This is a genomic window from Alicyclobacillus sp. CIJ1 (assembly GCF_057538885.1).
In genome coordinates, this window is record NZ_BAAJPH010000068.1 from 26,795 (window position 1) to 52,526 (window position 25,732).

21 protein-coding genes and 1 CRISPR repeat array are annotated in these 25,732 nt (G+C 59.1%); of the genes, 11 read left to right on the forward strand and 10 right to left on the reverse strand.

Annotated features, from left to right (window positions below; genetic code table 11):
- Positions 1-10 precede the first annotated feature (10 nt).
- The 9 genes from AC27E8_RS05720 to AC27E8_RS05760 all read left to right on the forward strand — a co-directional run bounded on the left by AC27E8_RS05720 (position 11) and on the right by AC27E8_RS05760 (position 8,981).
- Entirely contained in the window at positions 11-1,399 is a 1,389-nt protein-coding gene (locus AC27E8_RS05720) for a TadA family conjugal transfer-associated ATPase (RefSeq protein ID WP_487097400.1), read from the forward strand.
- Between the two features lie 17 nt (positions 1,400-1,416).
- Positions 1,417-2,307 carry a type II secretion system F family protein gene (locus AC27E8_RS05725; RefSeq protein ID WP_487097398.1) on the forward strand — a complete coding sequence of 297 codons (891 nt, stop codon included), beginning with the start codon at positions 1,417-1,419 and terminating at the stop codon, positions 2,305-2,307.
- Positions 2,307-2,744: a hypothetical protein gene (locus AC27E8_RS05730; protein ID WP_487097445.1), complete on the forward strand. Its 438-nt coding sequence runs from the start codon at positions 2,307-2,309 to the stop codon at positions 2,742-2,744. The genes AC27E8_RS05725 and AC27E8_RS05730 overlap by 1 nt, the downstream gene beginning before the upstream one ends.
- Positions 2,745-3,272: 528 nt before the next feature.
- Positions 3,273-3,695 carry a hypothetical protein gene (locus AC27E8_RS05735; protein WP_487097396.1) on the forward strand — a complete coding sequence of 141 codons (423 nt, stop codon included), beginning with the start codon at positions 3,273-3,275 and terminating at the stop codon, positions 3,693-3,695.
- Positions 3,696-3,751: 56 nt separating this feature from the next.
- Positions 3,752-4,828, forward strand: coding sequence for a hypothetical protein (locus AC27E8_RS05740; protein ID WP_487097394.1), 1,077 nt, complete (start codon positions 3,752-3,754; stop codon positions 4,826-4,828).
- A 685-nt stretch (positions 4,829-5,513) separates the two neighbouring features.
- Entirely contained in the window at positions 5,514-5,903 is a 390-nt protein-coding gene (locus tag AC27E8_RS05745; RefSeq protein ID WP_206830170.1) for a hypothetical protein, read from the forward strand.
- A 61-nt stretch (positions 5,904-5,964) separates the two neighbouring features.
- A complete protein-coding gene (locus tag AC27E8_RS05750; protein ID WP_487097393.1) occupies positions 5,965-7,647 on the forward strand; it encodes an amidoligase family protein in 1,683 nt (560 codons plus the stop codon).
- A 64-nt stretch (positions 7,648-7,711) separates the two neighbouring features.
- Positions 7,712-8,182 (forward strand): gamma-glutamylcyclotransferase family protein, encoded by a 471-nt coding sequence (locus AC27E8_RS05755; RefSeq protein WP_487097391.1) that lies wholly within the window; start codon positions 7,712-7,714, stop codon positions 8,180-8,182.
- Positions 8,163-8,981: a hypothetical protein gene (locus AC27E8_RS05760; protein WP_487097390.1), complete on the forward strand. Its 819-nt coding sequence runs from the start codon at positions 8,163-8,165 to the stop codon at positions 8,979-8,981. Before AC27E8_RS05755 ends, AC27E8_RS05760 begins: the two co-directional genes overlap by 20 nt.
- A gap of 672 nt (positions 8,982-9,653) precedes the next feature.
- Here AC27E8_RS05760 and AC27E8_RS05765 read toward each other — a convergent pair.
- From AC27E8_RS05765 to AC27E8_RS05775, 3 genes are all read right to left on the reverse strand, one after another.
- Positions 9,654-9,932: a hypothetical protein gene (locus tag AC27E8_RS05765; protein WP_195867081.1), complete on the reverse strand. Its 279-nt coding sequence runs from the start codon at positions 9,930-9,932 to the stop codon at positions 9,654-9,656.
- A gap of 371 nt (positions 9,933-10,303) precedes the next feature.
- Complete coding sequence (locus tag AC27E8_RS05770; RefSeq protein ID WP_487097388.1) at positions 10,304-10,663, reverse strand: hypothetical protein; 360 nt, start codon at positions 10,661-10,663, stop codon at positions 10,304-10,306.
- A gap of 1,477 nt (positions 10,664-12,140) precedes the next feature.
- Positions 12,141-13,115, reverse strand: coding sequence for a beta-ketoacyl-ACP synthase III (locus tag AC27E8_RS05775; protein WP_487097387.1), 975 nt, complete (start codon positions 13,113-13,115; stop codon positions 12,141-12,143).
- Between the two features lie 165 nt (positions 13,116-13,280).
- On the opposite strand from AC27E8_RS05775, the gene AC27E8_RS05780 reads away from it, so the two are divergent.
- Positions 13,281-14,219, forward strand: coding sequence for an ADP-ribosylglycohydrolase family protein (locus AC27E8_RS05780; RefSeq protein WP_487097385.1), 939 nt, complete (start codon positions 13,281-13,283; stop codon positions 14,217-14,219).
- On the opposite strand, the gene AC27E8_RS05785 is transcribed toward AC27E8_RS05780, so the two are convergent.
- The 3 genes from AC27E8_RS05785 to AC27E8_RS05795 form a co-directional block, all read right to left on the reverse strand.
- Positions 14,220-15,068, reverse strand: a complete 849-nt coding sequence (locus tag AC27E8_RS05785) for a hypothetical protein (RefSeq protein ID WP_487097383.1) — start codon at positions 15,066-15,068, stop codon at positions 14,220-14,222.
- 149 nt (positions 15,069-15,217) lie between these two features.
- On the reverse strand, positions 15,218-16,585 hold the full coding sequence (locus tag AC27E8_RS05790) for a glycosyltransferase family 4 protein (RefSeq protein ID WP_487097382.1): 1,368 nt from the start codon (positions 16,583-16,585) through the stop codon (positions 15,218-15,220).
- Positions 16,582-17,949, reverse strand: coding sequence for a nucleotide sugar dehydrogenase (locus AC27E8_RS05795; protein ID WP_487097380.1), 1,368 nt, complete (start codon positions 17,947-17,949; stop codon positions 16,582-16,584). Before AC27E8_RS05795 ends, AC27E8_RS05790 begins: the two co-directional genes overlap by 4 nt.
- A gap of 453 nt (positions 17,950-18,402) precedes the next feature.
- On the opposite strand from AC27E8_RS05795, the gene aceA reads away from it, so the two are divergent.
- Entirely contained in the window at positions 18,403-19,686 is a 1,284-nt protein-coding gene (gene aceA / locus AC27E8_RS05800; protein WP_014462932.1) for an isocitrate lyase, read from the forward strand.
- A gap of 440 nt (positions 19,687-20,126) precedes the next feature.
- A CRISPR array of direct repeats spans positions 20,127-20,679; the repeat unit is 37 nt; unit sequence GTTGCTCCGCCGAGATCGTCGGCGGCCCCATTGAAGC.
- A 177-nt stretch (positions 20,680-20,856) separates the two neighbouring features.
- Here the strand turns inward: aceA and AC27E8_RS05805 are convergent.
- From AC27E8_RS05805 to AC27E8_RS05820, 4 genes are all read right to left on the reverse strand, one after another.
- Positions 20,857-21,846 carry an MFS transporter gene (locus tag AC27E8_RS05805; protein ID WP_487097379.1) on the reverse strand — a complete coding sequence of 330 codons (990 nt, stop codon included), beginning with the start codon at positions 21,844-21,846 and terminating at the stop codon, positions 20,857-20,859.
- A gap of 309 nt (positions 21,847-22,155) precedes the next feature.
- Positions 22,156-23,073 (reverse strand): ABC transporter permease, encoded by a 918-nt coding sequence (locus tag AC27E8_RS05810; RefSeq protein WP_008337831.1) that lies wholly within the window; start codon positions 23,071-23,073, stop codon positions 22,156-22,158.
- Positions 23,074-23,109: 36 nt separating this feature from the next.
- Entirely contained in the window at positions 23,110-24,183 is a 1,074-nt protein-coding gene (locus AC27E8_RS05815) for an ABC transporter permease (protein WP_487097377.1), read from the reverse strand.
- Entirely contained in the window at positions 24,180-25,700 is a 1,521-nt protein-coding gene (locus AC27E8_RS05820; RefSeq protein WP_487097376.1) for an ABC transporter ATP-binding protein, read from the reverse strand. The genes AC27E8_RS05815 and AC27E8_RS05820 overlap by 4 nt, the downstream gene beginning before the upstream one ends.
- Positions 25,701-25,732 lie beyond the last annotated feature (32 nt).

Here is a 25,732-nt window from a genome sequence, read left to right on the forward strand (position 1 = left end):
GGTGATTTGCATGTCCGTCAATGTGCGAGACATCGAACAAATACAGCAGCATATGGAACAGATGCTCAAGGGTGATCCGCGGGAAGACCAGGAAGGGTTCTACGAAGAAGTCAACCAATATCACAAACGACTCATGGAGGCCATTCGCCGGAGGCAGGAATGGTGGCGGGATCTCCCGCCCCGCCGCGCGGCGTATGCGTATCTCGGCAAGGTGGCGGGTGAAGTCGGCATCCCGCCCAAGTACCGCGAGTACGTCATCACGATGGCGCTGAACGATATGTACTCGTATGGGAAAATTCAGCATCTTATCGACGATCCGCTGGTCTCCGACATCCAGGTGTATGGAGACCACTTCACGTTCTACACCAAGGCGGGGAAGCGGCATATCTCCACGGAAGGCTTCATGACGAACGAAGAGGTCTACGCCTTCGTGCAGAAGAAGCTCTCCGGGACGAATTACCGCTTTGATATGACGAACCCGTCCACCGACGCCATCCTGCCGGACGGATACCGCATGCACGTGGTCGGCGGCCCGGCGGGGTGGACGCTGCCCGAGGACGAAGACGGCAGGCGGCTCGAAAAGGACTGCCTGATCGTCACCATCCGCAAGCCCCTCCGAAACTTCACCTTGGAGGAGCTGCATGCGCTTCACACCTTTGACGACCTGATCTTGCTCTTCTTCCAGTGGATGCAGCGCCTGGCTCGCTCGTTTGTTGTGGTCGGCGGTACCGGCTCTTCAAAGTCGACACTGATGGCCGCACTGCTTGGGCTGGTGCCGCGGGACAGGCTTTCGTGCATCATCGAGGAGATGCCGGAACTTCAGCCGCTCTGCGCCTGGGCCGCTAGACTCTACGAGCGCGCGCCGAACGCGGAAGGGCGAGGCGCTGTGCGGATGGCGCAGCAGATCGTCAACACCTTGCGGATGATGTTCGACAACGTCTATATCGGCGAGGTGCGAACGACGCCTGTCATCTGGGAGTACTTTCAGGCCGCAGCGACCGTCACGTACCAAACGGGCACGACATTGCACGTAGCGGGCTTCGCACACGCGGGCGCGGCGATCCGGCGCATGGCGGCGCTTTTGTCCAGCCACGAGTCTCGGCCCACTCCGGCGATGGTCGGGGATCTCATCACGATGGGCGTGCGCAACATCATCAGCATGCGCTCGGTGCCGGAGAAAGGCGGGAAGCGTGTGGTGGAGATCGCCGAGGTTCTGCCCTATGAGCCGCGCGAGCAGCGCATCCCGTATGTGGTCATCGCGAAGTGGGATCCGCGCACGGATGCTTGGGTGTTCAACGGCATCACGGAACAGATGGCCGAAGAAGCCCACCTTCTGGGGCACACAATCGCTGAACTCCCGATCCAGACGAATCCCGAAGTGCATTACGTATACCTGTGATGGGGAGGGGCAGAAGCATGATCGGACAATTGAGTGGTGTCCTGATGGCGCTCGCGATGCTCTGCTTCTTCATCGAAGCCGACTTGCGCCGCGCGCACGAGGAAACGCTGTGGTTATCGTCCATCCGCGAACGCTACCAAGACACGTCCTCCAAGATCCAACGGTTTAAGGCATTGCAACGCCTGAGGTTCGAAGCGCAGGAGGCGGGCATTCGCATGTCCGCCTTGCTGCCTATGGCAGTATTCGCGTTCGTGGCCCTTTCTGTTCTCCTGAGTTTCGCAGAGAAGTCAGTGTTGTTCGGGGTCCTGGTGAGCCTCGGCGGCACGATCGCAGGGACGGTGACATGGATCCGCTCGCGATACAAGAAGCAGAAGTACCGCTTTCTTCAGTCGATTGTACGCGAGGCGATTCCCATCGTCATTACGACCCTCCGAGCGACGGATCGACTGGACGAGGCGTTTGAGGACGTGGCGCGGATTGCACGGAGTCCTATTTTGCGCCGCGAGTTTCAACTGATCACGCAGAGCTGGCGCGGGCTGCGAATCACACCTGAGCAAGCTTTTGTCCTCGCCGCCTCACGGTGGGAGATCGAAGAGATGGTGCAGCTCGCCAAGGCAACGGAGGTGGCAACGCGATATCAGGCCGACCGCGCGCAGTTGTGGCTTCGCTTCCGAGATCAGATCGAGCGCGATGAGGACAAGCGGCGCGTGCTTCGGGCGAAGACGTTGGCCGGGCGACGCAACGGTCTCATCTATGCCGGGATCGTTTTGTCGATGTTCGGCCTGGTCTATCCGCGTGCGCAAGCGTATATGACGACTTTCGCGAAAGACGGATTCTGGATCACGTTGCTCATTCTCATTGGATGCACGTGGTGGATTTGGCGGACTGGCGAGGTGATCGAGGTTTGATGTTGCAGGAGAGCGGAGCGATCGCGCAACAACGCGCATCCATGCGGCTGACACGGCATTACACTGTGACGGTCGAGGATGGCGTCGCGGTCTTGCATCACACGCCATCCTCGTGGTGGCCGTGGTACTGGATGGACTCCAAAAAATTCATGCGGGAGCGGCAAAGGGCCTACCGAAAGCTTGCGCAGAGCGGGCGGACGGACATCCGCGAGGTGCGCGGGTACAGTCTCTGGATCGACTACACCCGAGACGGGTTCCAGCAGCACGAGGAACCGGTGCAGTTTTGGCGTGACCAGATGGGCCTCATCTTTCTCTGGCTTTATAACTTCCACAATTGGCGTTTGTGCCGCATCCCGAAGCTCATGCGCTTGCTCCAGCGGGACACCGTGCATGTGGGGACGATGGACTGGGCAACGTTTGTCGAGCGATTTGGGTAAACCGCCGATGACTATGAATCTCCACCGCCTGTCGTTTCGCACTTAGGCGGAGGAGATTCATCCACCCCATCAAGTGAGGTGTAGAATCCGATGGAAGAAATTCGTTTCCACTCCGAGCACATTGCACAACAGATTCGAACGTGGATCGAACAGCAACCACACCGGCCAGACGAGTGGGTCGTGCTTCCGAGGGTCACGTACCATCGGTTTTGCGCTACCCCCGTCAAAGAATTCTGGGTTCAGGTTCACTCACAAACGGATATCGAAAACGCAATAGAGATCTTGCTAGCGAAACGTCCCTTCCGACCGTTATCCAATTCGTCGCGGCTTGACCAAGTGGAACTGCTAGCTTACGCATGGAACATCTGTCTATGGGTGCAAGAGGCCGCAGCGCAAACCATGTATCACTACCCCAATGTGGCGTTAATTTGTCGGGTCAATCCCTTCACTCAGATCCAAGTAAAGGTGAGCCTATTCGAAGCGTTCCACAAATCAAAGTCCATCTTTTAATAATGGAGAGATACAAACATGGGACTATATGAATCGGGACTATATGAATTGGATGTCCATGCACTCTTTCAACGCCTTGACGACTGGATTCGACGTCACCCTGGAACCCAAACTTGCGAGATGGAACCCGTATGGAAAGACGAGTGGATTCATGAACCACCATATTATGACCACCCTGTGATCGATATCGGAGTTCGACTTCAAACAGGCGAGAACCAAGAAGTCGTTCATGTCATCTATCAATCCTCGTGTCGAAGAGGAGATTTTGACCTTTCTTACTATCGGTTTCGACGGTTCAATGCGGAAGCCCTCGCGTATGCGTGTCTGGTCGCAACGTACCTAGCAGAGAAGGGGATTCAAGCTACACTGCATCCCAGGGCCGCTGCGGTGGCAAAGCTCGAATCCTTCTTGATGCTGTCGGGCGAGATCATCGTGGGATGACGTGAGAAAGCCTTTTTGCCTTACACCCCTCCTGGATGTGAAGGAGGGGATTTTTTATGAGCACCGCCTGCCGTTTCGTACCTAGAGGAGGAAATCATTTGCCCGTGTCGAATCATACTATCATCCCTTTTTCGGCGACTGAGCAGCGAAACGTGTGCATCCATGGCTTGATAGTTGGAGAATGTCGAAGCGTTGTCGAAGAAGTTCAAAAGCTAGTCGAGGAAGAACGGATGAGACTGCAAGAATTCTATGAGCGCATGAACAAATCCTTTGTAGAAGATGCCGAAACGTTTACACGATGGGAAAAACACCGTTCCATATTAGCCAAATACATCCGCGAGCTATTAAGTCTCTCTGACATCAAGCGAATCTTAGTCGTCGGATCCGGTAATTGCTACGATCTCGATTTACACGTGTTCAACGAGCATGAGGTCGTTGTCACATTCATCGACATCGACGCTGAAGCAACACGTCGAGCAATTGAAGACCGGGAACCCATGTTGCTTCAAAAAGCAAATATCATACAAATGGACATTTTGGGATGGAATGATACGCTTGAATCCATCAAAGCAGTATTTGCCCAGGGAGATACGCAAGAGATTCTTCGTGCGTTCAAGCAAGCCCGAAAGAAATTTCGTCGTTCCGTACAAAGCGTAGATGAAATGTTCGATGCGGTTATCATTCTTCCCTTGTTTACTCAACTTGTAGCACCCTATTTGCTCAGCGAAGAGCAGAACGGTAGGGTTTGGTTGCGAGATCATCGCTATCCAGTGCATAAAATTCACACAGAAATACAGTACCTGTCTGATCTTGCATCACGAATGGTGCTGGACCGATTGTATGAAAATGTTCGACCAGGCGGGTATTTATTGGCGATTTGTGAACTGTTCAATGCTTTTGAACATCCATATCGGAATCACTTCATATCTCGATATGGCGTGAATGCGCTGGACGCGATCAACTACGCTATCCAACATGGTGTTTATAACGGGTGCAAGGGATTCTTGGGATGGTTCCATGAGAAACGTGAGACGTTCAGTGACATGATGACGGCCGGTTGGTTATGGGATTTTGACGAGTATATCATGTATGCGGTTCTGATGAATAGGGTAAGAAAGACGGATGCCATCTAGTAAAATGGAATGCCCTTCTTGCCTTCCACCCCTCCTTGATGTGAAGGGGGGATTTTTTTGTTTGTGATATCACACATGCCACCTGAAATCCCGTTCAACCCAGAAATTGTGTTCGATACCCTCAGTGCTTGGATCGAAGCTCGCGAACCTATTTCGGATTCGTGGTGTGTGCTAGGGAAAGTCGTGTATCACCGTTTCCGACAGACGCCATACAAAGAGTTTGTGGTGGACTTGATGCCTGATAATGGCCCCGAACCTACGGAACGTCTTCGCATGATCGTAGCTCGGCGAAGACTGGAACGCCCGCGGAACTCAAGACGTATGGACGAGATGGAAGTCCTCGCCTACGCATGGCTGATATGCCTGTATGTGCAGGAAGCGGCGGCACAATGCCCGTATCATCAACCGCGGGTCGAACTAATCTGTCGGCTCAATCCCTTTTCGGAGATCAAGACGGAGGTATGTCTTACGCAACTCGGGGTCACGAGTAAAATCAAATCCATATTTTGAGTAATACGATATTTGACGCTGGTGCTGTTCTTCGTTTTCCCAATGTTGTTCTCCAATGTTCTTTTCCAAAAAAAGATTCTGTCCATCTTCATACAGAAGGCTAATTTAGACATTCGTTTTTAAAATTCCTGCTGTATATGAGCAGGCGACGGCCCATCAAGGGGGGTGAACTTAAATGATGTATGATTCATACCAATTTAACACAACCGAGTTGTTTCGAAAAATAGACGCCTGGCTTCGTGAAAAACCTGGAATCCAAGAATGCGAAGTGGTGCCGCTTTGGGAGTATTCAAACCTCGGGGTTGAAATCAAAGTGAAACTCCAGACAAATTTAACAAAGGATGTACTTCCTATTGCACAGGTCACTGGCCGAGGCAGAGGATACTTTGATTTTCCTCATCTGCGGTCAAAACAACATGCGGCAGAAGCCCTCGCATATGCTTGGGTTGTTGCGGCCTATCTTGAAGAGAAAGGGGTTCGTATCAAGCTTCGCCCCACCGTCGACGCGCTTGCCAAATTGCAATCCTTCATTCGCCTGCCTGATGGACAGATTGTTGCGAACTGATGGGACGAAACATCCGCCATTTGCCTTCCACCCCTCCCTTACATGAAGGAGGGGTTTTTTTATGACCACCTGCGCCGTTTGCAGCAGACGTCTCACGCACCCTGTGTCCGTCGCGCGCGGCACCGGCCCTGTCTGCGCTAAGCACGTGGCCGAGTTCATTGCTGCGATCTCCGCGCAGACTGCCGAGCGCATTCGTCAGTCGTGGGCGCGTCGTCGCGACGAAATGGTCGGCGTGAACGAGATGGCCATTGCGAACGCGAAGGCCCGGTTTCTCGCTCGCATTCGCAGGCAGCCCACCGTTGCAACGTACAGCGGCATGATCGCAGACCAGTTCAGCAGGACGCGTGAACAGGACGAGGTGCTCGAGTTCCACCACTTCGCGGACGCCGCCGTGCAGGTGCACTCCGAGTCGGGCCGCGAGTACGTCGTGACCACTGACCGCACGGGCGCCGTGGCCGTCGCGTGTTCGTGCCCGGATCACCAGCATCGACATCGGGTGTGCCGACACATGGAGGGCTACAACCGCTTCGCCGCCGAACGGCGCATGGCTGAACAGTCCGAGGCCGAGCGTCAGCGTGTGGCGGAGGCGATGCGAGCGCAGTCGAGCGCAGAGATGACGTTGGAGACCGCGAACCGCGTATCCGCCGCGCCGACGATCCTCACGCACATCGTCGACGGCGAGGTCGCGTGGGACAACGAGCGCGACCGTGCGCTTTACGCCTGGCACGAGCTGCACCGCCACGACGGGGTGTACATGAGCCGGGACGACGCGCGGTGGCAGGCTCTGCGTGAGTCTGCTACGACTTTGGAGGGCCTGGGCGAGTACGAGACGGAGAATGTGCTGGATGGGTCGGATTTGACCTTCGGGATCGAGCTCGAAGTGGAGAACGTTTATGGCGACGCATTAGCACGCGAACTCTATGCTTATGGATTCTCTACAACACACAGCCAACAGTCTTATAGCTCCCGAGTGGACGAGTACACAGGGTGGATCGTCAAGTATGACGGCAGCCTAGAAGGCGGCGGCGAAATCGTCTCACCGCCACTTCGTGACACACCAGAGACGTGGGAAACGCTTCGGAAAATCACCGAGATCGCGCGCCAACTCGGTGCTAGAACGGACAGGCATACCGGCTTCCACATCCACATGAGCCACTCGATCCTCGACGACCGAGGCTACCGTTGGCAACGGCTTGCGCGTTACATGTACTGGTTTAGCAACGAGTACTACAAGATGGGCGCGGCGAGTCAGCGTGACTCCGTCACCGAACACCGCGGTTTGCGTTACGCAGGTCCACTCCGTCTGCGCGACCTTCGTCAACTGCGCCGCAATGATACGGCGCTCTCGGCTTCGCGCAAGTTGATTGGCTATCGCTGGCACGAAGACCGATACAAGATCGTCAACACGGCCAAGTTCGTGGAGCACAACGTCCCAACGGTGGAATTCCGATACCCGAATGGCTCATTGGACCCGATCATCATCCAACGCCAGATCCAGTTGGCGAACGCCACGATGATGCAGGCAGCGTATCTGCGCAAACACATGCCCGGCGCTGAGCGTCTTCCGGCGCTGTTCCGCGGTGATAGCTCGGATGCCCTGGCCGAAGGAGCGGAAGGACGCTTCCGCCAGCTCCTTGATACACTCGGGAGCGACCGTTTGCGTCGTATCGCGACGGGTCTATGGGTGCGAGGCGAGGTTCCTCTCTTTTATCAAGAACAAACACATGTTGACAGCAGAGGATGATGGAAGTATACTCGACTCAAATCAAGATGGAGATTCCAATCGAGGTAAAAGGAGGGCGGTGCGGATGATCTACTTCGCCTATGGCAGTTGCATGAACGAACGTGACTTCCGGCGGACGTGTCCCACCGCCCAAATGCTCTATGACGACGCGATCTTGTTCGGGCATCGGCTCGCGTTCAACGGCTACTCCGAGGCTCGGCACGGCGGCGTGGCGAACATCGTCCCAGCGCGCGGGCACACGGTGCATGGGGTGTTGTGGTGGGTTCCGGATCGTGAGGTCAAGCGTCTTGATCGACGCGAAGGCGCGCCGTATGTCTATCAGCGCAAGCTTGTGCAGGTGCGCTGCTGTGGCATGTGGGAAGAAGCGGTAACGTATCAGCTTGTGCTTCCCCTGCCATTCGAGGTCGCACCGTCAGAGGAGTACGCGCAGCTCATTCTCGGCGGGATCGTCAATCCCGTCTATCGGAAGAAGATCGAGCAACACATCGCTAAACTTCAAAAGGAGGAGAACACATATGGGGCAATTGGAGCCTAACGTAGAAGCTTTGATGCAGCGCATTCAAGATGGCACCTTTGACACCGCGTGGAAGGCTAAATTCTGGACGCTGCTTGAAGAAGGAATCGCCCCGACAAAGGAGTATCTGGTGAAGTTCCTTGATCGCGAGGCAGCGGAGACGCATTGTCCTGTGGGGATCCTGACCTATGTCATGGACTATCCATTCTTCGACACGGACGACGAGATCACGAAGGCCCTCATGCGCTTGGAGATCGTCAAACCCCTCCATCACGACATGACGATGGTCGGGATCCGTTCGAAGATTATGTACGGGCCAGTGCTGATCCTCGACAACACGCAACCGCCGCCCTATGCAGACCCAGAGGAGGCGGAGGAATACGAGGAGATGGAGTGGAGCGACGAGGAGCCGGTCGAGTGGAACATCTTCAACGACCGGACGCTCATCCAGTCCTTGATCCGAAATGGCGCGCTGATTGTGATGGAGCGCGCGGACGTGTTCGTGCTGAGAGGCGACGCGGCGCTGCGGAAGGTCAAAGAGGGGCATTGCGGGAGCTGCCGTTACTGGCGGGACGGTCTCTGCACGGCGTACTATCAGCGCACGAGTGAAAACGCGCCCATTGGCCGCTCGTGCACGGACTTCTATCCGCGGCCCGAGAAAGAAAAGTCACCCTCAGATCGATACGTGCTGTTGGAGGCCGACGACATCTACATCCCGCCGTACACGGCGAATGCATTGTTCGAAGTGGATGGCAGTGAGACCGATTGGCTGAAGGAACTCCGGCAAGAGATCTTCGACAAGGGCCTCAAAACGGACTGAGGTGAGCGGCCATGTTTCACCACTATCATTCCTACGCACACTATTCGTATCACCCGCTGCTCCACGAGTTCGGGCGCTCGGTGGTGCACGGGTTCGGTTGGGGCATCGGCTGGCAATTGGCACGGCATTTGCCGTTTGCGCTATTGCTTCTCATAGTTGTCGTGTTAGGTGTAGGATGGATGATCATGAGGCGGCGATATTGAGGGAGGATGTCGGATGACTTAATTGGGGATCACCTTTTTATGAGGAAAAAGAAGCGTCGCTAAGTATTGAAGATATTAATAAAGTGGTTCGATTCCTTGAAATGGAGGTTGATAATATGACGCAGACATATAACATACATGGGAATTTAGTTGGTGTCTTGTCTGATAAGGAAAAAGAGAGATCGAGTTTTGAGTTCATAAGCGATGAAGGAGTACGGTATAGAGGTGTTCTTAGTCCAAATTTGCTTGCGAGAGTGGGCGACAAATTTTGGTTTAAGATTCCTGCAAACAACGTCGAAGCTACAATTGAAGAGACTATTGAGATCAATCCGTACACAAAAGAAGATAAAGTATATTATAAATTGGTAAATATTAGTGGTATAAATGTCGACGAATAAACCGTTTTGACACCTGGTATACGCCACAAGGTATCATGAAGTCTATTGAGGCCCGCGCGGTTGCGGGCCTTTCAATATCGGACGGCTTCCTCAACCTTGGCCATCCGCTCAAGCGGAACCTGGACGGAGGATCCTTCTGCTGAACGCAGATACAACCTCGAATCCTTCACGAACGGCACGCCTTCGAGCACCTTGTCTCCAAGCTTGCTCTTGAGGGTGATCCGAATCGGGATCTCCGCTTCAATCGCTTCGCCGATGAGAACGGAGATCTCGTGCCACTCCGCTTCGGTGAAACCGTTGATGCGAGGTTCGGGGTCTTCAACTACCATGGTCGGCTTCTTTTTGGGCATGACGTTCCCTCCCAAAAGAAGAGTGACTTTTGAGAGAATCATACCGCGCTTGGGTTCGAGATGCAAACATGTGTTCGTGTTTTAGGGGCGCCTTCGCTCAAGCCACTCAAGATGTTCCTGACGCAGGCGCGCGGTGAACCGAAGCAGCCAGGGAATGGCCGTCTCGATCAGACGCTCGGGCGAGCCGTAGCGGAACCGGGGACCACGGAAAGGGCACACGTAAGGCCGGCGGCCAGTGCCAGTCGCCAGGCGCGTGCATTCGCTGTCGCGAAGACCGACGCTGCGGATCAGGGACTCGTATGCAGATTGTAAGACTTCCGGTGGATAACCGGACTTTTCGGCAGCGTGCCACAGGGCTACGACGTCATCAATTACCTAAGTGGAGCGTAAGTCTTGCTTTCTTTTCCGCAATTATTACATTTTTCGTAGATATAAGTGCGGTCTTTGCGGGCAATGACGATGATTCCACCACAATAGGGGCAATCGACCCTAGATTCAGTGACTTCGCCCTTTCGTATACGCTCCACTTCTGGATACACTTTTTCGCGCCACATTATTACATCTTGAATTACTTTGGCAAGCGCATCGGCATCTGGGTTGCTCCCAGGTTCTACGTTGACATGCAAGTAGGAGATGCAGTCTGGCAATTGGCTCTCAACAGCATCTTCCAACTGTCTATTTCTGTTTGATATCCATACGCGTTTTTGAGAATACTCTGTTGATTTGCTCATTCTAATCCTCCTTGTGTCAGAATGACGAGACTGGGATTTTCGAGAGCGCACCCACGTAGTTTTGAGACTATGATATCGTATGAAACGGCCAAAAGCAAACATACGTTCGGAATCTGATCTTGAAGTTATCGAAAATCTACGATGCACCGTTTCTGCCCTGACTTCTGCCCAAACTTCTGCCCTACTGCGTGACACGATATGATACGACTAAGAACGAGATGCTGAAGATCCTTGAAATGACGCGGACGAAAGAGGATCAACAATCACAAGGTGTAACGAGGTGAACGGGAGTCCGTGAATTCCTAAACCGCGTCTTGCGCAGGTTCGAGTCCTGCCGGGTGCGCCAGAAAGTCCGTAACGGCGAGGGATCTAGACCCTCGCCGTTTTACTTCAGTCGTCGCCTTCTGCCCTCTTTCTTCAACAACATCACATGCGTGAGCATGGGATTATGGAATCGTCTCTAAAGGAGGAAGTCGGACGGTACGCTATGCTTGAAAGGCGCGAGACATCTCGACAATCTCCGCCTGATTTCCGAAGCTGGGAAAGGCCACGCCATCGACTATGATCCACACGTCCCATCGGTTACGAGGAGAGTTGGTCTTTCTGAATGCCATAAAATGGGTGGATCAAAACGGCTCGGAGCTTCCTAGTGTTCTGCTTGCATGGAATCAGGTGGAGGAATCCTCTAATGCACAGAAAGGATGAGAGTGATGGACTGAGAACCGACTCGAATTACCACGCGCCAGTTGCCTGGGGAAGTGTGTGTGCCAACTCGCCAACGCCACGTAATTTTTCCAGACGCGTCAGCTGTCTTCGGCTCAAGTCCCTGAGCGTGACTTGGCCCGGTCTTATAATCCACTTCAATGGTTCCCGTTGCACCGGGCGAAGTGTGGATGGTCACGTAGGCGTATTCACCCGGATAGACGCTGAGACGTTGTGACACCACGGTGATAGCGTTAAAGGAGGGGCCGGACCTCGCGCTAAAGACGTGTTTCAAATCCTTTCCGTCCGCGAGCGTCTTCGTTAGGTAGGACGTCGACTTTGCCATTACGCGAGTCGGTGCAATCTCACTTGCAGAGACGAAATCCGCGGTGGTAAGTGACAAACTTAACATCGTCCCAAGACTCAGAATCATCAAGCGCCATAAGCCTTTCATAAATCGGTCACCTCCGACTCGTGAATGAAAAGAATTCAACTGAGAGATAAGAGATATCGGATATTGTAAAAATGAGCATTAGAACTGGTCAAGAGCGCCAGTCAAGCGGATGTTGAGCGCCAGTCAAAGGGATACAAATTTCTTCGTCCACTCCGCTTGAAAGAATTCGCAGTTATCGGGGATGAAGGTCTCCGGGTTTGGTTGCCCCTTTTCGTAGCGCATCACGATTGACCATTCCTTCCCACGAGGCAACGTCCCACGAGTCAACGAGGAGCGACGCGCGAACGAAGACCGTCCTCTGTCGCCGCTCCCCGCTCATACTCAATACTCCACCATCGCGCCGCCCCACACTAAGCCGCCGCCGAACGCCACCAGCATGAGCAGATCGCCGCGCTGAATACGCCCATCGCGGATGGCGGTGTCCACCGCGATGGGAATCGTCGCCGACGAGTTGTTGCCGATGTTCTGGATGGTGCTCACGACCTTCTCCGGCGGGAAATCGAGGCTCTCCGCTACCGCGTCGATGATCCGCTGGTTGGCCTGGTGCGGGATGAGCCAGTCGATCTCGTCCTTCTGCCGTCCGGTCTTCTGCAGCAGTTCTTCGGCGGTGGCTGCCATCACGTTCACGGCGAGCTTGAAGATCTTCCGCCCGTCCATCACAATTTTGGCCTTCGCACCCTCGCCGTACGGCGTCCGGCTGCCTCCTCCGGGGATGTATAGATGTTCGAAGTAGGTGCCATCCGCGTGAATCGCGGTCGCGAGCACGCCGCCGGGTTCGTCTGGCTCGCCACGCGACACGACAAACGCGCCGGCACCGTCTGCGAAGAGGATGCACGTGCTGCGGTCCGTGTAGTCCGTGAAGCGCGACAGCGTATCGGCGCCGACGATGAGCACATGCTGGTGCACGCCCGATTTCACGAACTGTTCCGCCACCTGAAGCGCAGACAGAAAGCCGGCGCACGTGGCATGGAGATCAAACGCGCCGATGTTGCGGCAGCCGAGCCTCGCCTGCACCTGACAGGCGACGGGCGGCAGCAGGTAGTCCGGGGTCTCCGTGGCGACAATCAGAAGATCGATGTCCTTCGCGTCCAGCTTTGCGTCGGCGATCGCCGCCTGGGCCGCGAAGTAGGCAAAGTCCGAGGTGGCCTCGTCCGGCCGCGCAATTCGCCGCTCGACAATGCCTGTGCGGGTCTGAATCCACTCGTCAGAGGTCTCCACCATCTGTTCAATTTCGACATTGGTCAGGCGCGTCTCCGGCAGGTAGGAGCCCACGCCGCGAATGACGGCTTTATACAATCCATTCACCTCTCCGCCAGTATAACAGCCAACGACATGGCCCATGTGGGCCAAAGTGCGCCAGAATCGTGACGAAATTGGCGATCTTACGCGGTTCGCTACCCAAACTGGATAGCGGTTACAATGGAGATCAACGCGGGGCTGAGTCCATTTGGGGGTGGCTGGATGATCGCACTGGAAGACAGGTTGCGCGGCGGCATGTGGGGGTTGCTTGTGGGTGATGCGCTCGGCGAGCCCTATGTCGGACTTCAACCCGAAGAGATGCCGCCTGAGGGCGAGATTGACATGCAGGGGCCGCCTGGGGAATGGGGGGCCGTGGTGCCACCGGGCACGTGGACCGACGATGGTGCGCAGGCGCTGTGTCTGCTCGACTCGCTTCTCACGTGCGGCCGGTTCGATCCGGCGGACTTCGCCACGCGGCTCATCGCGTGGCATGACGAAGGACTTTGGACCGTGGACGGACAGGCATTTGGCATTGGGTGGCAGACCAAACTGGCCATTCAGGAGATGAAGCGCGGCGTGGAACCGGAACGCGCGGGGCTCGTGCTTCCGGAGGGGAAAGGCAATGGCGCCCTGATGAGGGTCCTGCCGCTCGCGCTGTGGCATCGGGGCGATGATGCGGCGCTTGTCGAAGATGCGCACCGGCAGGCGCGCGTGACGCACGGCCATGTCACCAATCAGGTGTGTTGCGCTGTGTACTGCTTGTGGGCGCGGCGCATGTTGGGTGGGCAAGCGCCGGGCGAGGCGTACGAGAATGCCATCGCGGTGCTGCGCGGCCTTTACGAAGCGGGATCGCCGTACCGCCAGGCGCTCGAAGATGAGGTCCGTCCAGACGATCCGCCTGTCACGAACGGCGACGGCTACGTCGTGCACACGCTCCACGCGGCTCGCCTGGCTCTGAACGAGACGAGCTACGAGCGGGTCGTCAGGCGCGCCATTCAGCTCGGTCGGGACACGGATACCAACGCAGCCGTGGCGGGCGGGCTCGCTGGCGTCGCATTCGGCGCGTCGGGCATTCCGGAGAGGTGGCGTCGCCAGCTCAGGGGGAGGGACAAGGCGGAGCCCCTTGTGGAGTCCCTCGTTCAATGGCGCCTTAGCTGCTAATCAGCCGTTAACCGTCGGGTAGATGGCGGTCGGATCGCCCTTGAACTTCGTCTCCGTGTAGAGCGCCGGGTTGGTCAGCTCGTACCCGGATTGGCCCTGGTAGGTCAGACGCAGCGCGGGCTGGAAGTACACGTTTCGGTAGGCGGACGGCTGGCGGAACGTGCAGTAGAGTGCCAATGTGTGGTCAGGCGGGATGTCGATGGGCGAGACCAGCGTCTTGGCCTGCGTGGGAATCGTGATGGGCGCCTGCTTGGGATCCATGACGTACGCGGTGCGCTCCAGCTCCACGCCGCCACCCACCGTGAAACCATCGAACGTCACGGCGTGCGGGAGCGGGTTTGCAACCACCATGGCGAAGACGTGGGACGTCGTGAACGCGCCGCTCTCGCCGGCAAAGCTGCGCAACGGAAGCAGCCAATTGACGCGCTTCGGCACGAGGGTGACATCCATTTCCCCGAACGAGAAGGTATGCGTCCAATTCGGCGTCGCGATGGTGAGCGTGGGTTCGGCGCCGTGCATGGAGCGCGTCACTGTCGACGTGAAGTGCAGCTGAAACTCGATGGTGTTCTGGGTGAGCTGGAGTTCCTGCTGAGAGAAGCTGCGCGTGTGCAGGCCTGGGGTCTGGAGCTGCGCAGACGACACCACGCTCTGCGTCGTGGGATTCGCATCGATGAGCAGGCATTGCAGCGCAAGCGGGGCCTGCTTCGTGGTCACGGCGTCGATCATCCAGTGATTGACGAGCATCCACTGCGAGCTCGCGGCGGACGAGCCGCAGGCGGTGGACACCGCACAGACACCGACGAGGGCCGCAGAGGCGGCGGTGCGAGAGAACCATGCCTGGAGAGCCACGCTATCATCCTTGTCCATGAAAGGTTGGAGAAATTATAGCACGTGAGGCGCGAGGATGCTCGCGAGCATGCGAGCGAGGGCTCGCGCCAGGGCGGGCCCTCGCACTGGGCGAACGGCGCCGGGGCTACCCATGGACAGGTACATCACCGTCACACGTCCCAGGACATGGACGACCAGGCGGTGGACTCGGTTTGGACCGCCAGGACATCGTCCATCAGGCGGGCCAGTTGCTGCGCCTGCGCTCGGCGGCTGTAGGCCGGATTCCACGTGCGTCGCTCGGTGGCAGGCTGCGCCATGAGATGGAGCATCGCCTGCGCGATGGCGTCAGGATGATCCGGCGGCACGATGATGCCGGCCTGCTCGCGGCGGATGAGATCGGCGGCTTCGCCTTCGCGGAGCATGGCGAGGATGGGGCGTCCGGCGTACAGGTACTCGTACAGCTTGCCGGGGACGTAGTCCTTGGCCTGCTCGGACTGATCGCCGATGAGAAGCGTCGCGTCGGCGGCCAGCATGCGGGCGAGTGCCTCGCGGCGCGGGAGGTAGCCGAGCGGCTCGATCACGGCCTCAAGCCCGAGCTCCCGGATGAGGCGCGCGTGGTGATGATGGCCAGGGTAGTCGAGGACACCCGCGAACTGAATGCGGAGGCGCTGGGGGATGACGTGCCCGCTTTGTAGCAGTCGATGCACGGCCTGAAACAGGGCGTCCGCCGATCGCCCGGGGTACAGGATGCCACCATAGAAGAACGTGAACGGCTCTTCTTCGCCCTTGCGCCTAGCGGGCGCGGGGGGAAAATCCGCTTCGTCCACGCCGTTTCGGATGACGTGAATGTCGAGCGCGCGATGCGGGTACTTCGCCGCGAAGAGGCGCCAGAAGCCGTCGGTGACCGTCACGATGGCCGATGCGCGGGCGAAGACCATGCGCTCGAGCCGGCGCTCGAGGGAGGCTCGCCAGCCGCGATGGTGGAAGTGGAGGTTGTTCGTCCACGGATCCCGAAAATCCGCAATCCAGGGCGTCCGTGAAAACGCGGAAGCGATGAGACCTGCAAGCTGCGTGCTCTGCGGCCCTGAGGTGGTGTAGATGCAGTCGATGACGCGCTGCCGCACGATGCGCCGGGCCGCGAAGCCCGCCAGCATGGCCCACACCACGGATTCGTCCGGGATGAGCGCGTGCGCTTGGACCCACTTCCACGCGCCCCAGGCGAGCCGCTTCCACAGCGGGCGCCGCGCCTGGACGGACGGCTGCTGCGCCGGAGCCGAGCCGTCGCCCACCATGCGCCCCGACCAGCGGGCGAGCTGCTTCGACACAACATCCGTGACCCGCACAATCTGCACGTCCCCCGGGATCTCGTCGAGAAGCGACGGATCGGGCGTGGCGCTGTAGACGTGATCGGCCGTGAGCACGGTGACCTTCCAGCCGAATTCCCCGAGATATTTCGCGAATTTGAGCGGGCGCTGCACGGCGATCCCGCCGACCGGCGGGAAGTCGTGGCAGATGATGAGGGCGTGGCGGCGCTTCATGGCACCATCTCCACCGCGCAGTCCCGCTCGGCGGATGCATGGGGCGCGGGCATGGCGATGTAGGGCAGATGGCTGTCGCCGCGGATCTGCCACCCCGCCTCCTTGAGGCTCGGCACGAGGCGGCGCTTGAGATCCAGGGCGACGAGCGGCTGACGCGCGCGGGCGAGGAGGGCGGGCCACGGCGTTGTGTCAAACGCCGCCTGCCAGGCTGCGACGGCCACGGCATCCGCGTCCACCAGGCAGTCTTCGAGCGACGGTGCCTGGAAGGGGAAATACGGTTCCACGGTCGGATCGAACGCCGTCACGGTGGCGCCGCGCTCGGCGAGGATTTCCGCGAAGTGGACGGCCGGGCTCTGGCGGATATCGTTCGATCCGTCCTTCATGCCGAGGCCCAGAAGCGCCACGCGCGCACCGGACAGGCGCTTGCCGATCTGGCGGAGCGCGTCGTCGAGTTGGCGGGCGGCGCGATGCGGCGCCGTCAGGTTGATTTGGCGGGCCAGCGAAAAGAGCGGGATATGCTCCTCCGATGTGAGCGAAGCCGCGAGGTACGCGTACGCGTTCGGGATGCAGAAGCCGCCGACGCCGATGTTGGGCTCGAGCAGGTGCACGCGCGGGTGCGTGTTGGCCATGCGGATGAGCTCGTAGACATCGACGCCGTGCTGCTCGGCGACCATCTTGAGCTCGTGCGCCAAGGCGATATTGACGTCGCGCTGCGCGTTTTCCACGACTTTGGACAGCTCGGCGACGCGGAGGCTGGTCTTGTGCAGCCGGCCGTCCGTGAGGCGGGCGAGCACGGCCATGGCGCGATGGGCACACGCGTCCGTGAGTCCCGCCACGACGACATCGAGGGTCTGGAACTCTTCCATTGCGCGGCCCTCGGCGACCCGCTCCGGCGCGTAGGCCACGTGGAAGTCCTGGCCCGGCACGAAGCCGCTCGCCGATGCGAGGCGGGGGACAATTTCGTCTTCCATCATGCCAGGGACAAGCGTGCTGCGGATGAGGACGAGATCGCCCGGGCGAAGGGCCTGGCCAAGGTCGTTGACGCAGGCGAGAAGCGGCGACTTGTCCACGACGTCGCCCGCCACCGGAAGGCCGACGGTGACGATGAACGTGTCGGCGCGCTCGGCGGCTTCGGCTAGTGATGTCGTGGCGGTGAAGCGGCCGCTTTCGAGGTGCCGGCGCAGGATGCTTTCGAGGGATTCGCCGCGGTACGGCTCCATGACGTGCGTCACGCCGGTGCGGAGTTCGTTCACTTTGCGCTCGTCCACATCGACGCCGATGACCGTCTCGCCGCGCTCACAGAGCGCGAGGGAGAGCGGCAAGCCAATATAGCCAAGTCCAATGACTGCAATCTGCGTGCGCATGTGGTTCCTCCCCATAGGTTCGGATCTAGCATGAGAACGTGCGTGAGGCGTTTATGCGCAGTGTAGCAAGCCAGCATGAACCGACTGTGAGGGGTTTGCAAAGATTTGGTGTGCAAGTTGTAAGAAATCTTCCGGCAGAGAGAGGATGACTGCGGCACCCGGCGAGCAAGCGGTTGTTTTCAGACTCGTCACAAATTTGTCACACAAACTGTATCAAAACACTATTCACAAACAAGGCATTGTTTTAATACAATTGTGCCAGAACAGCAGCCTTAGGCTGAGGGGAGATGAGAGAAACAGACGGAGATGAGCGAACCGCCTCGCATCTGTAACGTAGATTTCACGGACTTGTTCTCGCAATCTTGGTACAGCGTGAAATGGCCCGGCATGAAACAGGAATGAGACAGGCGCAATGTCAAGGGCGCCGCAAATGGAACCTAGGGGGAATGGAAGATGACATACTTCAAAACGGCGGCGGAACTGGAGCAGCATTGGAAGACGGATCCTCGTTGGAAAGGCGTCGAGCGCGCCTATACGGCGGAAGACGTGATTCGGCTCAGGGGATCGGTGCACATTGAACATACACTCGCGCAGATGGGCGCGGAGAAGCTGTGGCGGCGTCTCCATGAAGACGGCTTCATCCGCGCGCTTGGTGCCCTGACGGGCAACCAGGCCGTGCAGCAGGTCAAGGCCGGCCTCAAGGCGATCTACGTCAGCGGCTGGCAGGTGGCAGCGGACGCCAACCTGGCCGAGCACATGTACCCGGATCAGAGCCTGTACCCGTCCAACAGTGTGCCGAGCCTGGTGCGGAGGATCAACAACGCGCTGTTGCGCGCGGATCAGATTCAGACCGCGGAAGGCAAGGGCGACATCGACTGGATGGTGCCGATTGTAGCCGACGCGGAGGCAGGATTTGGCGGGCCGCTGAACGTGTTCGAGCTCATGAAGATGATGATTGAAGCCGGCGCCGCGGGCGTGCACTTCGAGGATCAGCTGTCATCGGAGAAGAAATGCGGCCACATGGGCGGCAAGGTGCTCATCCCCACGTCGCACGCGGTGCGGAATCTGACGGCTGCGCGCCTGGCGGCCGACGTGCTCGGCGTGCCGACCATCATCGTGGCGCGCACGGACGCCAACGGCGCGTTCCTCATCACGAGCGATGTCGACGATCGCGACGCTCGGTTCATCACGGGCGAGCGCACGCCGGAAGGGTTCTACCGGTTCCGAGGCGGGCTGGAGGCGGCCATTGCCCGCGGACTCGCCTATGCCCCGTACGCGGACATGATTTGGTGCGAGACGTCCGAGCCCAACATCGAGGAAGCGAAGCGGTTTGCGGAGGCTATCAAGGCCGAATTCCCAGACAAACTCCTCGCCTACAACTGCTCGCCTTCCTTCAACTGGCGGAAGAAGCTCGATCCGAAGACCATCGAGGAGTTCCAGGAGATCATCGCGTCGTTCGGCTACAAGTTCCAGTTCGTGACCCTGGCGGGCTTCCACGCCCTCAATTACAGCATGTTCGAGCTCGCATATGGCTACAACCAGCGCGGCATGGGGGCGTACTCGGATCTCCAGCAGCAAGAGTTTGCTGCGGAAGCCCGCGGCTATACCGCGACACGCCATCAGCGGGAGGTGGGTACGGGCTACTTCGATGAAGTGGCGCAGGTGGTGTCGGGCGGACTTTCGTCCACGACGGCGCTCACCGGCTCCACGGAGGAGGAGCAGTTTGTGGAGGCGTGACGGCTCGGCCCTGCGGGCGGATAAGCCCCACGATCTCGGCGCTCTGCGAGGATGGTTCCAACTCGGCATGGCACTCACTTTGGGGCCCGGTGCGGCCCCTGTTTTTTTGGTGCGTAGCTTCATGGGAGCAGGTGGGAGGATAAGGAGCGGGGTGAATTCGGACGGCCCCGTTCGCAGACGCGGTCCGGGGTGAAGCGGGGCGTGTGGTGCCGTGGATCACCGCAGTGATGGAGAAGCGGCGGGGGTAAGGAGCGCGAACCTGAATCGATGGCGAAAACCCGGGGGGTTCGCGAAATGCGAGAATTCCGCATGGGGGCTGGATTTTTGAGGACAGACAGGGTATGATGATAGCGGTTGGAAGGCGCGTGAAGGACGCGCGTTGCACAGGTTCGCGATTTTTCGCCGGAAAGCCGCGCCAGGCGCGGGCTCAGGAGAGTAGAGTTGCTCCGCCGAGATCGTCGGCGGCCCCATTGAAGCCCTTCAGACGCTCCTCGACTTGGTTCAGGCGCTCCTGTTGCTCCGCCGAGATCGTCGGCGGCCCCATTGAAGCTCTGTCAACAGGTTAAAGAATCTGGCGGTTCGCTATGTTGCTCCGCCGAGATCGTCGGCGGCCCCATTGAAGCTTGGTAGACGAGTCCTGCGTAGTTCAATTGCCCCGTTGCTCCGCCGAGATCGTCGGCGGCCCCATTGAAGCATCGTACACATTCAAGATCACAAGATCCTTGAGATGCGTTGCTCCGCCGAGATGGTCGGCGGCCCCATTGAAGCATGCAATGCACGAAGCGGGAATTTTGTCGTCGAAGCCGCACGTTGCTCCGCCGAGACGGTCGGCGGCCCCATTGAAGCTGTGGCGAGGCGATGCGGCAGATGACCACAGTACAGTTGCTCCGCCGAGATCGTCGGCGGCCCCATTGAAGCGTATCCGTAAACGTCCAGCCAGACGTGCTGACCGTAACGTTGCTCCGCCGAGATCGTCGGCGCCCCCAATCACGACAAAGAGGGCGGCAATCATCCGCCCTCTTCAATCGTCGTGCATGCATTCCGCTTTCAAGCTTCTATCCTCCGAAAGTCATCCCGTAAGCCAAGCCAGCATCCAACGGCCACAACGGCCATGCCGATCAGGGCGATGGCGTCCGAAGGACTGCACCATCTGTCCAACATGCCACCGAGTCACGAGCCGAGCGGCGGGCCAAGTGCAATCAGTGAACCCCGTAGGCCCATGATGCGTCCCACGACCTGCGTCGGCACAGAGCGCTGGACGACGGTCCGCGCCAGCGGTGGATACCCGCCAAACAGGAGTCCGGCGCAGGCGAGGAACACGTAGATGAGCGTGAAGGCGTGGATCCAGAACAGCGGCGCGAACGCCGCGCCCCATCCGATGATCATCATCGCCATGACGACGCCGGTCCTGCGTCTCTTGGAGATCCAGCCGCTTAACGCCGCCCCAGCAATCGAGCTGATGGCATAGGCGGTCCAAAGGCTGCCTAGGATCCAGGCACCTCGACCAAACTGTCGGTGCGTCAGGAGAGGCAACTCGATGTCAAGCGCGCCGTACGCCAGATTGAGCGCCCACGCGCCGATGGTGATCCACCAGACTGGATGCAGCGCGTACAACGTCTTCATGGCCTCGAGGGTGTTTTGCACAAACGATCGCGCCGCTTGACGCATCGTCATCGGCGCACGCCTCGCCTGCCCGGGTATCTCCGCCAGTCCAACACATAGGGCCGCGAGCCAAAACGAAATTGCGTCCAAGAAGATGGCCGCAGAGGTTCCTGCGCGCGCGATGGCGAATCCGCCAAGTGTCGGTCCCAGAATGGCTGCGCCGTTCCACAGGATCTCCATGAGCGCATTGACGGGGCCAAGCTCATCATCCGCTATGATGTTGGGGATGACGACGCTCCAGCCGATGGTCGAGAACGGCGTAAGGCAGCCTGCCGCAAACGCGAACATCAGAAACGTCCACACCGGAAGCGCGTGCATACGTTCCAGCACGGCGATGGATGCGAACAAAGCGCCGAGCATGACGTGGGATGTGATGAGCGCCCACTTGTGCGATGTGTGGTCTAGAACGTGCCCAACGGTGGGGCCGAGCGCGACGGCTGGCAGGCCGAAGGCAAGGCCCAGCCATCCCATGATCTGCGCGCTCTTGGTCATGGTCATCGTGGACCACAAAGCCCCATCCAGCCCACCTGATCGCCCAAAACAGACACGCCGTCCGCAATCATGAAAAGTGCCAGACCGCGGCGTTGGAACCACGACCCGTATGTCCTCATGTTCAGTTGTCACCTCGTCAGGAGCCCCCTGCTGGAAGCTCGCAAATGGTTGCAGACGGGGCTTCCCCCGACGAGATGGATCAAATGGGCCTGTGCATCCGAACGGCTCCCTTCCGCCAATCTCCAAAACATTGTATCGCAAACTCACAAAAAAGCGCCGCTCGCGTGGAGCGACGCCTCTCCTTGATTCTCCGCATTATCTCCGCGGTTCGTACGGGATGCCATCCGCCGCTGGTGGCGTGGATCGGCCAATGAGCCCGGTCAGCGCGAGAATGGTCAGCGCGTACGGAATCATCTGCAGAATGTTCGACGACACGCCATGGCCTTGCAGCACGATGCCGAGCGCGGTGGAAAAACCGAAGATGAGCGCCGCGCCGAACGATCCGAGCGGCGTCCACTTGCCGAAGATCATCGCGGCGAGCGCGATGTAGCCGCGGCCGCTGGTCATGTTGGACGTGAACCCGTTCAGGATGCCGATGGACAAATACGCCCCGCCGATGGCGGAAAACACGCCGCTCAAGACCACACCGAGATACCGCAGCCGCCACACCGGGATGCCGAGCGTGTCCGCCGCGAGCGGATTCTCGCCGACGGATCGCATCCTGAGGCCGAGCCGGGTGGAGAACAGGAACCAGTGGGACAGGAAAATCAGGACGATCCCGATGTACACGAGCACGCTCTGGTTCGTGAAAATCACGCCGATGTACGGAATTCTATCCAGGCCCGGGATGCTCACCGACGGCAGCTTCGGCGTGTTCACAGGGGTGCCGTTGTATCCGAACAGCGTGTTGAGTAAGAACGTCGTCAGGCCCGCGGCGAAGATGTTGATGCCCATGCCGAGCACCGTTTGGTCGGCGGACACGTGAATCGCGCCCCAGGCGAGCGCGAGCGCGGTGAGTGCGCCGCACACGATGGCGGCCAGAAGTCCAATCCACGCGTTCCCGGTCCAGTACGAGAATGCGACGCCAAAAAAGGCGCCGATAAGCATGATGCCTTCCATCGCGATGTTGACGACGCCCGTACGCTCCGAGAACGTGCCGCCGACGGCCGGGAGCGCGAGCGGGATCGCCATGGACAAGGTCAGCGCCCAAATTTCGGGGTTGGAGAAGACCATCCGTGCGCCTCCTTTCACAATCCGGGAATCGGCTCGTCAGCTTGCGGGCGTCTGGGCTCTCGCGGAGCGGCGCCGCCGATACCAACCGATGACCTGCGGGATGATGCGCTCACATCCGACAAAGAAGATGATGAGTCCGGTCAGCACATTCGTGAGCGAAGCCGGGACGTTGGAGACAATCTGCATGTTTTGCCCGCCTGTGGTTAGCGCGCCGAAAAAGAGGCCCGAGATGACGACGGCGAGCGGGTTGTTGCGCGCGAGAAGCGCCACCACGATGGCCGTGTAGCCGTAGTTCGACGAAAAGCCATCGAGCAGCTGATGATCGACGCCGAGCATTTGCACCGCCCCCGCCAGGCCGGCGAAGAGTCCCGACAGCGCGAGCGCAATGACGATATGCAGCTTGACGCGGATGCCGGCGTATTTCGCCGCGCGCGCGTTCAGGCCGACGGATCGCAGGGAAAATCCGAGCGTCGTCTTGTAGAGCAGGAACCACGCGACGATCACGGCCAGCGCCGCGATGAGGATGGAGATAGGTGACAGCTGGGATCGCGCAAACCCTTGCGTGAAATAAGGAAATTGGGTGTTCGACGCGATGAGCGGCGACTGGGGGATGTACCCCTTCTCCTGCATCGGTCCGCCCTCAATGAGGTAGCGTGCGAACAAAATCGCGATGTAACTCATCATCATAGTGGTGATGACCTCGTGTGCGCCGACGAACGCCTTCGTGAGCCCGGGCACGATGCCTGCCCACAGCGCGCCCGCGATCATGCCGGCTGCGAGGCAGAAGAGCATGTGTAGCCAGCCGGGCAGGGACGTGAAGTGGTAACCCACCCAGACCGCCGCCGTCGCGCCGATCCAGTACTGGCCGTCCGCACCGATGTTGAACAGCCCGCTCTGAAACGAGATGGCAATGCCAAGCCCGATGATGATGAGCGGCAGGCTCGCCGTGAGCGTGTTGCCCAAGTTGCCGAGATTGCCAAATGCGCCCGAGATGAGCGATCCATACACGGACACCGGATTGTACCCGAGCGCCGCCACCAGGATGGCACCGATGGCGATGGCCACCAGGCTCGCGGCCACGGGCAAGAGAATCGACTGCAGCGCCTTCACGCCGTCCCCTCCTTCGCGCGCCGTCCCGTCATCATGAGGCCGAGCTGCTCGCGCGTGGCCTCCGTCCCATCCACCACGCCGACGATCTCGCCGTCATGCATCACGGCGATGCGATCCGACAGGCTCAGGATCTCGTCCAGTTCCAGTGAGATGAGCAACACCGCCTTGCCTTCGTTGCGCAGCCGGACCAGTTGGCGGTGCACGCCTTCGATGGCGCCGACATCCAGCCCTCGCGTCGGCTGAGCCGCAATCAGGACGAGCGGATCTCGCGATACTTCGCGGGCGAGGATCACCTTTTGCTGGTTTCCGCCCGAGAGCTCCGAGGCCTTGCGCCGGAAATCGGGCGGGCGCACGTCGAACGCCTCAATCAGCCGCTTGGCGTACGATTCGGCCGCGCGTCGGTTCAAGATGCCGCGCCGCGAAAACGGAGGCCGCCGAAAGTCGCGGAGAATGATGTTGTCGGCGAGATCGAACGAGAGAACGAGGCCGTCGAGCTGCCGATCCTGCGGCACATACGCGATGCCGAGTTGTATCCTCTCGGCGGGGGAGAGGTGCGTAATGTCGCGCCCGTCGAGCACAATCTGCCCCGCCTCCGCGCGCAACAGGCCCGCGATGGCGTCCGCGAGTTCAAACTGTCCGTTTCCGTCGATACCCGCGATGCCAAGAATTTCGCCGCGCCGGACGGTCAGGCTCACGCCTTTCACGCGCTCGTGCCGATCCGCCGAGCGCACCCGCAGATTTCGCACTTCCAGAACGGGCGATCCGGCCTCGATGGGCGGCTTCTCGACGCGCAGCACGACCTCACGGCCGACCATGAGGTTGGCGAGCATCTGCGGCGTCGCGCCTTTCGTTTCGAGCGTTTCCACCGTCTTTCCGGCGCGCATGACCGTGACGCGATCGCTGATTTCGAGAACCTCGTCGAGCTTGTGGCTGATGAAAAGCACGGGCACGCCTTCGGCCTTCAGCGCGCGGATGATGTTGAACAACTCCCGCGTCTCCTGAGGGGTGAGGAGTGCCGTCGGCTCGTCGAGGATGAGCACGCGCGCTTTGCGGTAGAATGCCTTGAGAATCTCGACGCGCTGCTGCAGGCCGACGGTGAGATCGCCCACTTTCGCGTTGGGATCGATGGCGAGGCCATACCGCTCGGACAGCTCGCGGACGCGCCGCACCGCTTCTCGGCGGTCAAAACGGAGCCCGCCCGGTTCGTCGCCCAGGACGACGTTTTCGGCGACGGTGAGCGCCGGGATGAGCATGAAGTGCTGGTGCACCATGCCGATGCCGGCGAGAATGGCGTCGCGCGGGCTTCGGAAATGGACAGGCTGTCCAAACAGCCGGATCTCGCCGGACGTGGGCTCCAGCAGGCCGTAGATGACCTTCATCAGGGTGGACTTGCCAGCGCCGTTTTCGCCGAGGATGGCGTGCACTTCCCCTGCTTGCACGGTCAGGTTCACGCCGTCATTAGCCTTGACGCCTGGAAACCATTTTTTGAGGTCCACGACTTCCAACACAGGTTCCAAAGCCGGGATCGCCTCCAAGTGAAGAGCTCCAA